The 14,269-nt window shown below is 67.9% G+C and carries 8 protein-coding genes and 2 rRNA genes; 7 read left to right on the top strand and 3 right to left on the bottom strand.

Annotated features, from left to right (window positions below; genetic code table 11):
• The first annotated feature begins 42 nt into the window (after positions 1-42).
• A 23S ribosomal RNA gene (locus QFZ50_RS09330) occupies positions 43-3,198 on the top strand.
• Between the two features lie 341 nt (positions 3,199-3,539).
• Positions 3,540-3,656, top strand: a 5S ribosomal RNA gene (gene rrf / locus QFZ50_RS09325).
• A 216-nt stretch (positions 3,657-3,872) separates the two neighbouring features.
• Here rrf and QFZ50_RS09320 read toward each other — a convergent pair.
• A complete protein-coding gene (locus tag QFZ50_RS09320; RefSeq protein WP_307083592.1) occupies positions 3,873-4,943 on the bottom strand; it encodes an ADP-ribosylglycohydrolase family protein in 1,071 nt (356 codons plus the stop codon).
• 138 nt (positions 4,944-5,081) lie between these two features.
• Between QFZ50_RS09320 and QFZ50_RS09315 the strand changes: the two genes are divergently transcribed.
• The 5 genes from QFZ50_RS09315 to QFZ50_RS09295 all read left to right on the top strand — a co-directional run bounded on the left by QFZ50_RS09315 (position 5,082) and on the right by QFZ50_RS09295 (position 12,011).
• Entirely contained in the window at positions 5,082-6,059 is a 978-nt protein-coding gene (locus QFZ50_RS09315; protein WP_307083590.1) for an aquaporin, read from the top strand.
• Between the two features lie 66 nt (positions 6,060-6,125).
• A complete protein-coding gene (locus tag QFZ50_RS09310) occupies positions 6,126-7,289 on the top strand; it encodes an exonuclease SbcCD subunit D (protein WP_307083588.1) in 1,164 nt (387 codons plus the stop codon).
• Positions 7,290-7,298: 9 nt separating this feature from the next.
• Positions 7,299-10,343, top strand: a complete 3,045-nt coding sequence (locus tag QFZ50_RS09305) for an AAA family ATPase (RefSeq protein ID WP_307083586.1) — start codon at positions 7,299-7,301, stop codon at positions 10,341-10,343.
• 71 nt (positions 10,344-10,414) lie between these two features.
• Positions 10,415-11,758 (top strand): MFS transporter, encoded by a 1,344-nt coding sequence (locus QFZ50_RS09300; RefSeq protein WP_373462258.1) that lies wholly within the window; start codon positions 10,415-10,417, stop codon positions 11,756-11,758.
• Between the two features lie 97 nt (positions 11,759-11,855).
• Positions 11,856-12,011: a hypothetical protein gene (locus QFZ50_RS09295; protein WP_307083582.1), complete on the top strand. Its 156-nt coding sequence runs from the start codon at positions 11,856-11,858 to the stop codon at positions 12,009-12,011.
• Positions 12,012-12,151: 140 nt separating this feature from the next.
• Here the strand turns inward: QFZ50_RS09295 and QFZ50_RS09290 are convergent, their stop codons facing one another.
• Complete coding sequence (locus tag QFZ50_RS09290) at positions 12,152-13,138, bottom strand: serine/threonine-protein kinase (protein WP_307083580.1); 987 nt, start codon at positions 13,136-13,138, stop codon at positions 12,152-12,154.
• 134 nt (positions 13,139-13,272) lie between these two features.
• Positions 13,273-14,070, bottom strand: a complete 798-nt coding sequence (locus tag QFZ50_RS09285; RefSeq protein ID WP_307083578.1) for an alpha/beta fold hydrolase — start codon at positions 14,068-14,070, stop codon at positions 13,273-13,275.
• Positions 14,071-14,269: the final 199 nt, after the last annotated feature.

Below are 14,269 nucleotides of genomic sequence, written 5' to 3'. Positions count from 1 at the left end.
TGTTCGGGCCTGGTTTTCTCGATATGTTTTTTGATCTTTTGTGGTCAAGTTTTTAAGGGCACACGGTGGATGCCTTGGCATCAGGAGCCGAAGAAGGACGTGGGAATCTGCGATAAGCCTGGGGGAGTTGATAACCGAACTTTGATCCCAGGATGTCCGAATGGGGAAACCCCGCCCGGCGCGCGAGTGACCGGGTGACCCGTATCTGAACACATAGGGTACGTGGAGGGAACGTGGGGAAGTGAAACATCTCAGTACCCACAGGAAGAGAAAACAATAGTGATTCCGTTAGTAGTGGCGAGCGAACGCGGACGAGGCTAAACCAGTGGTGTGTGATAGCCGGCGGGCGTTGCATCACTGGGGTTGTGGGACTTTCCGTTCCAGTTCTGCCGGACTGGTGAAATGAGTGCGTGCGTATAGGTGAACGGGTTTGAAAGCCCGGCCGGAGAGGGTGTTAGTCCCGTAACCGTAATGCGTGACGCCGTTTGGAGAGGATCCCAAGTAGCACGGGGCCCGAGAAATCCCGTGCGAATCTGCCAGGACCACCTGGTAAGCCTAAATACTCCCTGATGACCGATAGCGGACCAGTACCGTGAGGGAAAGGTGAAAAGTACCCCGGGAGGGGAGTGAAACAGTACCTGAAACCGTGTGCCTACAAACCGTCAGAGCAGCCTTGTAGCTGTGATGGCGTGCCTTTTGAAGAATGAGCCTGCGAGTTAGTGTTACGTCGCGAGGTTAACCCGTGTGGGGAAGCCGTAGCGAAAGCGAGTCTGAATAGGGCGAGTGAGTGGCGTGATCTAGACCCGAAGCGAAGTGATCTACCCATGGCCAGGTTGAAGCGACGGTAAGACGTCGTGGAGGACCGAACCCACTTCAGTTGAAAATGGAGGGGATGAGCTGTGGGTAGGGGTGAAAGGCCAATCAAACTTCGTGATAGCTGGTTCTCCCCGAAATGCATTTAGGTGCAGCGTTGCGTGTTTCTTACCGGAGGTAGAGCTACTGGATGGCTAATGGGCCCTACAAGGTTACTGACGTCAGCCAAACTCCGAATGCCGGTAAGTGAGAGCGCAGCAGTGAGACTGTGGGGGATAAGCTTCATAGTCGAGAGGGAAACAGCCCAGACCACCAACTAAGGCCCCTAAGCGTGTGCTAAGTGGGAAAGGATGTGGAGTTGCCCAGACAACCAGGAGGTTGGCTTAGAAGCAGCCACCCTTGAAAGAGTGCGTAATAGCTCACTGGTCAAGTGATTCCGCGCCGACAATGTAGCGGGGCTCAAGTACACCGCCGAAGTTGTGGCATTCACATAGATCCCAAGCCGGAGACTTGTTCTCTTGGTTCAAGGATGTGGATGGGTAGGGGAGCGTCGTGTGGGCAGTGAAGTCGCGGTGGAAACCAGCGGTGGAGCCTACACGAGTGAGAATGCAGGCATGAGTAGCGAAAGACGGGTGAGAAACCCGTCCGCCGAATGATCAAGGGTTCCAGGGTCAAGCTAATCTGCCCTGGGTAAGTCGGGACCTAAGGCGAGGCCGACAGGCGTAGTCGATGGACAACGGGTTGATATTCCCGTACCGGCGAAGAACCGCCAATACTGATCGAGGGATACTAACCGCCAGAAGCATGACCGCCCACCCTTGTGGTGACGTGGTTTTTTGTGGATCGCGGGACCTGATCTCGGGAGGTAAGCGTATTAACAGGTGTGACGCAGGAAGGTAGCCGAGCCGGGCGATGGTTGTCCCGGTCTAAGGATGTAGGGCAGGGCGTAGGCAAATCCGCGTCCTCGTGTTCAGTCACGAGCCTGAGATCTGATGGGACCCCCGTCAAGGGGGGATTCGGTGATCCTATGCTGCCGAGAAAAGCATCGGCGCGAGGTTCCAGCCGCCCGTACCCCAAACCGACACAGGTGATCAGGTAGAGAATACTAAGGCGATCGAGAGAATTATGGTTAAGGAACTCGGCAAAATGCCCCCGTAACTTCGGGAGAAGGGGGGCCCCAACTGTGAAGGCGACTAGCTCGCCGGAGCGGATCGGGGCCGCAGAGACCAGGGGGAAGCGACTGTTTACTAAAAACACAGGTCCGTGCGAAGTCGCAAGACGATGTATACGGACTGACTCCTGCCCGGTGCTGGAAGGTTAAGAGGACCGGTTAGTTTCACGCTTGCGTGGGACGAAGCTGGGAATTTAAGCCCCAGTAAACGGCGGTGGTAACTATAACCATCCTAAGGTAGCGAAATTCCTTGTCGGGTAAGTTCCGACCTGCACGAATGGAGTAACGACTTCCCCGCTGTCTCAACCATAAACTCGGCGAAATTGCAGTACGAGTAAAGATGCTCGTTACGCGCAGCAGGACGGAAAGACCCCGAGACCTTCACTATAGTTTGGTATTGGTGTTCGGTGTGGCTTGTGTAGGATAGGTGGGAGACTGTGAAGCGTGGACGCCAGTTCACGTGGAGTCATCGTTGAAATACCACTCTGGTCACTCTGGATATCTAACTTCGGCCCGTAATCCGGGTCAGGGACAGTGCCTGATGGGTAGTTTAACTGGGGCGGTTGCCTCCTAAAAAGTAACGGAGGCGCCCAAAGGTTCCCTCAGCCTGGTTGGCAATCAGGTGGCGAGTGTAAGTGCACAAGGGAGCTTGACTGTGAGAGAGACATCTCAAGCAGGGACGAAAGTCGGGACTAGTGATCCGGCGGCACATTGTGGAATGGCCGTCGCTCAACGGATAAAAGGTACCTCGGGGATAACAGGCTGATCTTGCCCAAGAGTCCATATCGACGGCATGGTTTGGCACCTCGATGTCGGCTCGTCGCATCCTGGGGCTGGAGTAGGTCCCAAGGGTTGGGCTGTTCGCCCATTAAAGCGGTACGCGAGCTGGGTTTAGAACGTCGTGAGACAGTTCGGTCCCTATCCGCTGCGCGCGCAGGAAATTTGAGAAGGGCTGTCCTTAGTACGAGAGGACCGGGACGGACGAACCTCTGGTGTGTCAGTTGTACTGCCAAGTGCACCGCTGATTAGCTACGTTCGGATGGGATAACCGCTGAAAGCATCTAAGCGGGAAGCCTGCTTCAAGATGAGATTTCCATACACCAAGAGTGTGAGAGGCCCCCAGCCAGACCACTGGGTTGATAGGCCGGACGTGGAAGCAGGGACTAAAGACCTGTGAAGCTGACCGGTACTAATAAGCCGATAACTTACACCACACACCCACCCCCACCACGACAAGGTGGTCACGGGATCCCGGGCAACCAGGACCCCGAACCCCCTTCACGAACGGTGACGCAGGGGCGGGTGAAAGATCGACATGCTACGCGTCCACTATGCGGTTCCCAACCAACAACAGGAACCACCCCCACCGGGACCCGTCCCCACCCCGCCCCCACCAGGGCAGGCAAGGACCCAGGGCCCCGCACCAGGCGGGGGGCACCACCTACAACTGAATAGGTCCAACCAGCACAACACGACCAACACCCACAGATTTACCGCCACCGAACCCAAACCCCCAGCACGGGGGAGGGCGCCCGGTCAGGCCGGTAGCAAGGGTTACGGCGGTCATAGCGTGGGGGAAACGCCCGGTCCCATTCCGAACCCGGAAGCTAAGACCCACAGCGCCGATGGTACTGCACCCGAGAGAGTGTGGGAGAGTAGGACACCGCCGGACAACCATTACAAGGACGAGGCCCCACCACCGGTGGGGCCTCACCCCTTTAACCACCCCAACACCCCCCAACCACCCGCCAGCACCAGCGTCACGCCACTGAGTGCGCGTCGCCGCCGGCGGGACCAGCAGACCAGGTCTGCACGAGAAGACCACGGCACTTCCAAGGAAGCGTCGTGGAGCTCGCTGCGGGAGGTGTCGGCTCACCTCCCCATAGGGTCAGGAGCCGGTGGTCGCAGCGAGCAGGGTATGCGCCATGGTCCGGACGACTGCGGGCATCCCCGCGGCGTCCAGGTAGGCCGGAGGAAGCGCGCTCGTACCGTGGAGGGCACCGATGATCGCCCCTGCCACGGAGGCCGCCACGACAGGCGATGCGTCGGGCCTGCCGGCCGCGGCCGCGGCGGCGAGAGCCGCCGCGAGTTGTCCTCTCGGCGATGCCGATGCCGCCGCTCCCTCGAGAGCGGCCTGCAGCGCGGCCTCGAACGTCCCCGCCGCCGTCGTCCCACCGTCTGCCGGGGAGTCGTCCCCGACTCCACCCGATGCGCCGGCTCCCACTCCGCCCTCGTGGGCGAGACCCGGGTTCGGGGCGAGGCGGTGTTCCTCCAGGCGGAGCTCCCCGACCGCCTCCTGGAGACCGAGGCCCTCGATGGCGAGCGACCTGATGATGTTACTGAAGAGGGCTGCGGTGTTCCGCGCGGCGGGGGAGCCGTGCGTGAGGGCGGCACCGTCGACCGTCAGCCTCTCCACCATGCTCGCCGGGATGCGGGGAACGAGTCCGAAGGGGGCGGAGCGCATCAGCGCACCGGCGCCCTGCGCCTGCTGGTTGAGCGGCCGCGCCCGCGTCCCCATCTCACCCGTGAGAAGTGCCCGGACGGTGTCCGGGTCCGCGTCGTGCACCGCGAGGAGGTCGTCCTGCCGGTCCAGCCACCGTGCAGGCGGAGCCGGCGCGCCCGCCGGGAGGTGCTCGCCCTGCCGGTCGAGCCAGCGGAGGTAGGCGAGCCAGAGGCAGGCGGTCTCGTCCGCGGCGACGCCGTCGTTCGCCCACTCCAGCGCGTCGACCAGGCCGTCCACGGTGTACAGCGTCAGCTGCGTCGCGTCCGAGACGGTCGCTGCGACGGGATCGTGGAGGGCGGCTGTGGGATCGTCACCTGCTGCGAAGAGCACGCCGTAGGCGTCGCCCGCCATCGTCCCGAGGAGACACCCGAGGACGCGGTCCTCGTAGCCGGTCGGGCCGTCCGGTGCCGGGGTGGAGGTGGCGGTGCTGGGGTCTGCGGTGCTGTCGGTCGTCACCCGTCCAGTCTAGGAGCCCGCCCGGCCCGACTGCGCGTCGGCTCCCAGCCGCCATGCAGACTAGAATGGAAGGCTTGTCGGCGGTCCGGTGCAGCACCGGACGGTTTCCCACAGGCACGAACGAAGGACTGCGCTCCCATGACCTATCCCACGACACCCGCCGGAGCGACGGCGGACGCCGCGTCCGCCGCGAGCACGTCCGACGACGCGATGCGGGCTCCTGGCCTCGTGGCCCGCTCCATCGCCGAAGGCGCCGGTTCGTTCCTCGTCATCCTGGCAGGCCTAGGTGCGACGATGCTCGCCACGGAGACGGCGCTGCAGCCCACGCTCGTGTTCGGTTTCGCCGTCGTCGCCGCGATGATCGCATTCGGGCATGTCTCCGGAGGGCATTTCAACCCCGCGATCACCATCGGGTCGGCCGTCGCCGGCCGGACCGACTGGAAGTCCGTCGCTCCGTACGTCGTGGCCCAGGTGGTGGGTGCCGTCGCTGCGTCCGGCCTCATCTGGCTCGTGCTCAGCGCCAATGCACAGCTCACCGACATCCGCGGATTCTTCAGCTCCGCCTCCAATGGCTTCGACGACCACTCGGCCGCACAGTTCCCGCTGACCAGTGCCTTCCTGCTCGAGGTGGTCGCCTCCGCACTCCTCGTGGCCGTGCTCCTCGGGGCGGGCTCACGGCGCGCCCGGCGCGACCTCGCCCCGTTCGCCGTCGGCCTGACCTACGCGGGCCTGCTCTCGTTCCTCCTGCCCGTGACCAACGGCGGTATCAACCCCGTCCGCGCCACCGCATCCGCCCTCTTCGCCGAGTCCTGGGCCCTCGAGCAGCTGTGGATGTTCTGGGCCGCCCCGATCGTCGGAGCCCTCATCGCGGGGCTGATCTTCCGCAGCATCGATGGCTTCGCACCAGGGCGCAAGAGCTCGGCGGTCGACGCCGAGATGGCCGCAGTGCCCGCCGGACCGGACACGGACCAAGCCCCGGTGGACGACGGCGGCCCTGCCGGAACCGGCCGCCGCCCGGTCGGTGACGCCGCGTCCTTCTTCGACAAGCCGGCCTCCGACAGCCCGCAGGCGGCGTCCGATGACGTCGCCCCCGGGACGACCGGCCCGGTCCGCTAGCACCATCCCATGGCCCGTCGCGCGCTGAACCGAAGAATGTCGGCGTGCGGCGGTAGCGTGAAAATCATGAGGATCCTGCACACTTCCGACTGGCACCTGGGCCGTTCCTTCCACGGCACCGGGACCCTCGACGCCCAGCGGATGTTCCTCGACAGCCTCGAGAAGACCGTCCGCGAGGAAGCCGTCGACGTCGTCCTTGTCGCGGGCGACGTCTACGACCGCGCCCTGCCCGCCGTCGACGTCGTCGCGCTCCTCGACGAGGCGCTGGACCGCCTGACCGTCGCCGGCGCCCACGTGGTCATCAGCAGCGGCAACCACGACTCCGCGACCCGGCTGGGATTCGGCGGGCGGCTCCTCTCCCGCGGGGGAGTGCACCTCCGCACCCGCCTCGAAGACCTGGCTGTACCGGTGACGTGGCCGCTCGGTGACGGTGCCGAGCTCGCGGTCTACGGCATCCCCTACCTCGAACCGCGCGTCGTCGCGAACGCGCTGCAGGCGGACGTCGGGACCCACACGGCCGTGACGGGCGCGGCCCTCGACCGTATCCGCGAGGATCTCGCACGGCGGGGGGAGGACCGGCGTGTGGTGTCGATCGTCATGGCCCACACGTTCGCCGCGGGCGGCGCCCCCACGGACAGTGAACGCGATCTCGCCATCGGCGGGCTCGGCGCCGTCCCGCTCTCCCTCTTCGACGGGTTCGACTACAGCGCGCTCGGCCACCTGCACGGCCGGCAGAGGCTCTCCGAGACCGTTCGGTACTCCGGCTCGCCCCTCGCCTACTCCTTCTCCGAGGTCGACCAGACGAAGGGTGCCTGGCTGCTCGAGGTGGACGCCGACGGCGTGCGCGACATCCGTGCGGTCGAATGGCCAGCACCCCGGGACCTCGCGGTCCTCGACGGACGGCTCGAGGACCTGCTGGGCCGGACCGACCTCGAGTGGGCGGAGACCGCCTACTGCCACGTGACCCTCACCGATCCCGAGCGCCCGGCGCGCGCCATGGAGCGCCTGCGGACGCGGTTCCCCGACACCCTGGTCCTCGCGTTCGCTCCCGAGGGAGGTTCCGGCAGCGACACCCGGACCTACAGCGAACGTATCGCCGGGGCACGGGACGACGCCGACATCTGCTGCGGTTTCCTGGAACACGTGCGCGGCCGGAAGGCCTCACCGGAGGAGCAGGCGCTCGTCCGGCAGACCGTCGACGCCGCCCTGAGCCTCGCCCACGAACAGTAGGAAGGTCCCGTGAGACTGCACCACCTCGAGATCCAGGCTTTCGGCCCCTTCGCAGAACGGCAGAGCGTCGACTTCGACGCGCTGTCGGCCCAGGGCCTGTTCCTCCTCAACGGTCCCACCGGTGCCGGCAAGTCGAGCGTGCTCGACGCCGTGTGCTTCGCGCTCTACGGCTCGGTTCCGGGTGCACGCCAGGCAGCCAAGCGGCTGCGCAGCGACCACGCCGCCGAGTCCCTCGCCCCGGAGGTCGCCCTCGAGTTCTCGATCGCCGACCGCCGCTTCCGGGTCGTCCGGTCGCCGGCCTGGGACCGACCGTCGCGACGGGGCAGCGGCACGACGACCGAGCAGGCCCGCACGCTCCTCAGCGAGCACATCGGCTCCGACTGGGTGCAGAAATCCGCCCGCAACGACGAGGCCGGACACGAACTGCAGTCGCTGCTCGGCATGGACAAGGAACAGTTCACCAAGGTGGTCATGCTGCCCCAGGGCGAATTCGCGGCTTTCCTTCGAGCCGACGCGAAACCGCGGCGGGAACTGCTGCAGCGGCTCTTCTCGACGACGCGCTTCGAGGACCTCGAGCGGCTGTTCGCCGAGGAGAGCCAGCGGGTGGGCCGGGACCTCGCCGAGCAGGAGAGCCGCCAGCGGCACCTCCTCCTCCGCGCGATCGACGAGGCCGAGCGCCACGACCTCGGTGGAACCGGAACCGCCCCCGAGTCGGGATCCGACTGGTCGGTGACGATGCAGGGCATGGTTGCCGCGCTCTCCGCGCGCCGGGAGGCGGCGTCCCTCGACAGCCTGGAACTCGCCGAACAGAGCGCCCTCGCTGACGGTGCGCTGGCAGAGGTCCGGCGACGGCGCGAGCGGTTCGCGGCCCTCGAGCAGCTCAGGGCGCAACGCGCCGACCACGACGGCCGCACCGAGGAGATCGAGCGCCTGGCCGGGGTGCTGCGCCGTCACGAGCAGGCCCAGGGCCTCGCAGTCCTCCTCGGGCTCGACGACGACGGAGCCGCGGCGGTCGAGCTGGCCCGCTCCCGGCACCGGGAGGCCGTCGACCGCGTCCGGACCGACACCACGGCCACCGAGTATCTCGACCCCGATCTCCTCGCCGACGAGATCCCTCGCGCCGCCCTGGCGGACGGATGCGAGGCGTCCTCCTCGGCCCTGGGTGTCCTGCGAGCCGCCCTGCCCGACGAGCAGCGGCTGCTGGAGATCCGCTCCGGACTGCAGACCGAGACGGCGGCAGTCGAGAGCCTCGACCGTCGGATCGAGGAGACGGCCGAGGAAGCCACCCGACTGGAGCGCGCACGCACGGCGGACACCGAGAGCCTGGTCCCGCTGCGGCTCGCGGCCGACGGGCTGACGCACCTGCGCGCCGATCTCGCCGCGGCCGCGGCCGCCGAGGACGTCGTGCGGCAGTACCGCGCGGCCGCCGAGCGCAGCACCGCAGCGGACGCCGCCCACGCGGCGGCGTCCGCGCTCTTCCTGCAGCTGAAGGCAGAGTGGCTCGACAAGCTGCAACTCAGGCTCGAGCAGTCCGCCGAGGAGCTCGCCGAGCGGCTCCGGGACGGTCAGCCCTGCCCGGTGTGCGGCAGCTCCGAACATCCGGCGCCCGTGACGTCACCGGGAGGGACACGGATCACCCTCGAGGAGGAGCAGGCCGCACGCCGCCTGCAGGCCGAAGCCGAGAGTGCGCTGGACGATGCCCGGGAGGTGCGTGACCGGCTACGCCTCGAGGTGGCCGACCTCGCAGCCCGGGGCGGCGCCGCCGCGCCCGAGGACGCGGCCGCGTCGACCCGCGCAGCACGCCTGCGGGTCGACGCCGCGGCGGCGGCAGCTGCCGAATGCTCCGCCGTCGAGGAGCGGGTGCGGATCTCGATCGAGGAGGCGCAGCGTGTCGGCCGGCTGCGGGACGCGCTCCGTGAGGAACGGTCCGCCGCGGAGTCGCGGAGGTCTTCGCTGCTCGACCAGCAGAGCGTCCTCGATCGGCGGCTTGCCGGGCTGCAGGGCGCAGCGTCGTCGCTGGCCGAGCGGATCGGGGCGGTGCAGCGCGCCCACGACCGCCTCGAGGCCGTCCTGGACACCCTCGACGACGTCGTCCGCGCCGCCGCCCGCCACCTGGACGACCGGAAGCGCCTGGAGGAGGCACTGCTCGCCACGCCCTTCCCCTCGCCGCAGGAGGCGCGCGCCGCGCTCCTGCCGGACGACCACCACGCGCGGGTCGCGCAGGACGTGCGTGACCATGAGGTCCGGGGCCACCGCCTCGACGCAGCCTGGGACGGGAGCGGGATCCGGGAGAGCCTCCGTGAGGAGCGGGACGGCATCATGCCACCGTCCGGGGACGACGAGCAGCGCGCCGGCGCCGCTGCCGAGGATCTCAGGGCCAGGGCACACCGGGCAGGAATCCTGGCCGAGGTACTCGGCCAGTCCGTCGCGCAGGTCGAGACCTATCTCCGGCAGCTCGAGGAGCTCGAACGGGACGTCGCACCGCTGCGCGAAAGGGCGCACCTGGTGGCCGCCGTCGCCGACACGGCCCGCGGGGGAGGGGAGAACCTCTACAAGATGTCCCTCGCCACCTACGTGCTCGCATCGCGGCTGGAGCAGGTGGCGGCTGCCGCGACCGAGCGACTGCTCCAGATGTCCGACGGCAGGTACCAGCTGGTGCACAGCGACGCCACCGCCGGCAACAAGCGGTCCGGACTGGGCCTCAATGTGATCGACGGCTGGACGGGGAACCGACGCGACACGGCCACCCTCTCGGGAGGCGAATCCTTCATGGCCTCCCTGGCGCTGGCTCTCGGACTGGCCGACGTCGTCCAGCAGGAGGCGGGCGGACTCGACATCGAGACCCTCTTCGTCGACGAGGGGTTCGGCTCCCTGGACGACCAGGCGCTCGAGCAGGTCATGGACGCGCTCGAGGGCCTGAGGAGCGGCGGGCGGGTGGTGGGACTGGTGAGCCACGTGCCCGAACTCAAGCAACGGGTCGGTGCGCAGCTGCAGGTCGTGAAGGGACGGCAGGGCTCCATCCTGCGCTTAGTGGAGCAACCCGCGAGCGTGTAAACTGTAGGGCGTTGACGGGTCGGGCGCATCGGGAGGGGGGACGATGCGCACTCGATGCACCCGGAAAGCGCATGTACAAGAACCCGACGCCCGCCTCTGCGGACCCCTCCCCGTCCCCGAATCAGTCCCCGCTGCCACGTCCTGACCGGCCCGAGCGCTCGCGCCTCGGCAGGTTCGGCGTGCTGCCCCATCTTGCGGGCACCTCCTTCCTCGTCCTGGGCCTCTTCGCCCGGCTCCCTCTGGCGATGCTCACCGTCGGCGCCCTGACGCTCGTGACCACCGCCAGCGATTCGTACGCCGCCGGCGGATTCGCGGCCGGCGCCGTGGGCGTCGGTTCGGCGCTCGGCGCCCCGCTCCTCGGCGTCCTCGCGGACCGGCGCGGCCAGCGGATCGTGCTCCTCGTCTCGGCGGTCCTCAACACCCTGGCCATCGCCGTACTGCTGGTCGTGACCCTCACCAGTGCACGCTTCACCGGTGGCGCCCTGGCCCTCGTGCTCGCGGCGGCGTTCGCGACGGGCTTCACCTGCCCCCAGATCGGTCCGCTGGCCCGGGTCCGGTGGATGGCCATGACCCGTGGCCGCCGCTCGGACCTGGACACGGCCCTCTCCTACGAGGGGACGGCCGACGAGCTGACCTTCGTGCTCGGTCCGGCGCTGGTGGGACTGCTCGCCGGCCTCATCGCGGCGTGGCTCCCACTGGCCCTTGCCGCCGCCCTCACCATCACCCTCGTCAGTGCCTTCGCCGTGCACCGCACCGTCGCCTTCAGCGATGCGCCGCCCGCACCCGCCGCGGACGAGGCCGCCCCGGGCGAAGAGGCGCCCGCCCGGTACCGGGCCTCGCTCGTCCTGCTCCCCGTGGCGGGCATGATCGCCATGGGCACGTTCTTCGGGTCCACACAGACCTTCCTCACAGCCTTCACCGGGCACTTCGGCTCGCCGGAGTCCTCGGGACTGCTCTACGCGGTGATGGGGCTGAGCTCGGCCCTGGCCGCCCTCTCGGTCGCCTACTGGCCCCAGCGGTTCGGCCACACCACCCGGTGGGTCGCCTCGGCCGCAGCGATGGCCGCAGCCGCGGCGGCCCTGGCTCTTCCGGACTCGATCGCCGCCATGGTCGTGGTGCTGCTGGTCCTCGGGATCTTCGTGGGACCGACCATGGTCACCATCTTCTCGATCGGCTCCGAGGTCGCCCCCGCGCATCGCCTCGGGACCGTCATGACCCTGCTCGCGAGTGGGATCGTCGCCGGAACGGCGATCGGCTCGGCGCTGGCCGGGACGCTCGCCGAATCGTCCGGCCCGGCCGCGGCCGCCGCGGTCCCGGCGTCGGCCGCCGGGGTCCTGCTGCTCCTCGGCCTCCTCTCCGCCGTCGCCCTGCGGCGCGCGACGACCGGACGGAGGATGTCACGGCACGTCCCGTGATGTCCTGCATAGCACGCCCTCGGCACGCGTTCCGCGTGCTGTCGCTTCCGCTGCGCTGAGCATAGGATCGGGAGACATCCGAGCTGCAGGAGGACTGATGAGTACCGAAGGCACTGAGCAGGACGGCACCGACGACGAGCAGGGGGCCGGCCCCGAAGGCACCATCCCGGCCAGTGCGGACGGTGTGGCGGCGGGCTCGACGGACGAACCGAGCCACTTCGAGCCGGAGGAGGACGACGGCGACGGGTCCTGACCCCGCGTCGGCTCCATAGGGGCGGATGAACCTCAGCGCCGGGATCCTGGCCCATCGGCCGGATACGGTGCAGCCGTGCAGGACCGCGGATCAGCCATCTGGCGCCCGCAACAGCAGACCGCTGCAGACGCGAGGGCCGGTCAGCTGATGCTCGGGGCGCGGCGGGGTGGCTCCGGTACGTGGATCCTGCCCGTGAAGACACCGCCGGTAATGGCGCCCCCTGTCGAGGGGCCGCCGTCGTCCGGGGTGGGTGCATCGCCCGCACCCCGCGGACCGGGTACGCCGCGATAGGGCGGCGGGCGATGTCCGTCCGTCCCGCTGCGCAACTGGAGGGCGACGTCGTGCGCATCGGGGCGTCGCGCAGGATCGCGCGCTGTCATCCGCCGGAGCAGATCCGCCCACTCCGGTCCGAGCGAATCGGGTACTTCGGGATCGCGCAGGAGTCTCGCCAGAGCCGCTTCGACCAGCGGACCGGAGAAGGCCCGCTCACCGGTCAGGCACTCGAGGAGGACGAGACCGAGCGAGTAGATGTCGCTGCGCTCATCGACCGGATCCCCCTTCGCCTGCTCGGGGCTGAGGTAGTTCGCGGTGCCGATCGTCGCACCGACGGCCGTGGCCGTGGCGGCCTCCACCATGCGGGCGATGCCGAAATCGGTCAGCTTGGCGTACAGCCGCGTCCCGTTGTCGGCACCGTGGAAGAGCAGGATGTTGGCGGGCTTCACGTCGCGGTGGACCACCCCTTCGGCGTGGATGTAGGCCAGCGCGTCGGCCAGATCGGCGCCGAGTTGCGCTACGTCCTCGCCGGGAAGCGGGCCGCGCTTGAGCCGGTGCCGGAGGTCCTCGCCGTCCACGAGTTCCATGACCAGGAAGCCCGCGGTGCGCCCGTCCTCGTCCTCGTGCATGCCGGCGTCGTGCAGCGTCACGAGGCCGGGGTGGTTGAGCGTCGAGAGCAGCATGGTCTCCATGTGCTGGCGACGGTAGTCGTCGTCGTCCGCCATCGTGGGATTGAAGAGCTTGACCGCGACGTCCCGCCCGAGATTGCGGTCGACGGCGCGATACACCGACGCGGTTCCCCCGACGCCGAGCAGCTCCGTGGTCTCATACCGGTGGGCCAGGAGCACCCGCATGCGTGTCCTCCCGCGACTGTCAGTGATTGTCGATCCTGCGCAGCACTAAGTCTGCTGATCGATTGTCAGTATATCGTGCGCGGATTCCGCTCCGGCGCCCATCGGGAGCCGTTACCGAACCTTGATCGGGGTCCTCAGGAGAGGAAGTCGAGGGCGGCGTCCTTGAAGAGCCTGGAGGTGATGGCGCTCGAGTGGTTCCTGCCCGGCAGGGTCATGACGGCGGCCTCCACGGCCCACTCCCTGAGGTCGTCGATCCCCCCGGCGTAGTCGTCCTGGTCTCCGGCGACGAGGAGCAGCGGCATCCTGGGCACGGCGCCCTGAGGGTCGAAGGGCTCCGTCTTGATGGCCGAGACCATGGCCAGGAGTGCGGGGAGGTCGGCCTGCTCTCCCGCCTGCGCCATCCGCAGGAGGTCCGTCGTCGTCGGATCCTGCGACGGGGTCCCGCCGGCGAGGAAGCGCTCCGCCCCCTCGAGATCGAAGGCGGCGAGGGGGTCTGCGGTGCCGGGCCCACCGAGCACCATCCGCCGGACGAGTTCGGGCTGCGTGGCGCCGAACTCCCAGGCCAGGCGGGACCCCAGGGAGTAGCCGATGATGTCGACGCCGGTCGTCGGATCGTCGTCGCGCAGGGGGACGACACGCTCGTCGAAGAGGGCCTGCAGGATGTCCGCGCGCATGCGGCTCGGTGTGTAGGCATCGCCGTCCTCCGGCGCCGCGCTGTCCCCGTGCGCGGGGAGGTCCACCATGATCACGCTGCGCCCGGCGTCGTTCAGGAAGCGGACCCAGCCCGTGTCCGTCCAGTTCTGCCGGGACGAGGAGCCGAAGCCATGCAGCAGGAGGATCGGCGGCAGGGGGAGTGGGGCAGCGGCAGTGCTGCGCAGGATGGACAGGTGAGGATCGGTGCCCTCGACGTCGTGTACCGCGTGGTGGTCCATGTACCCCATCGTAAGGGCGGCAGAGACGTGTGCGCCGTCGAACACATCCCCGCCCTTCGACCCCGGAGGGCCGACGCCTGTGACTTTAGACACTTTCCGGCGGCGGTTCAAGCCGCCGGCCGACAGCGGCCCAGGGGCGGGGGACCGGACGTCTGTCCATCGCCCGGCCCATGAGTTATAGTCATCACGACCCTAAGTA

The organism is Arthrobacter agilis (genome assembly GCF_030816075.1).
Classification (GTDB): Bacteria; Actinomycetota; Actinomycetes; order Actinomycetales; family Micrococcaceae; genus Arthrobacter_D; species Arthrobacter_D agilis_E.
Note: the sequence above shows the minus strand (reverse complement) of the source record. Positions and strands in the feature narration are given on the sequence as shown.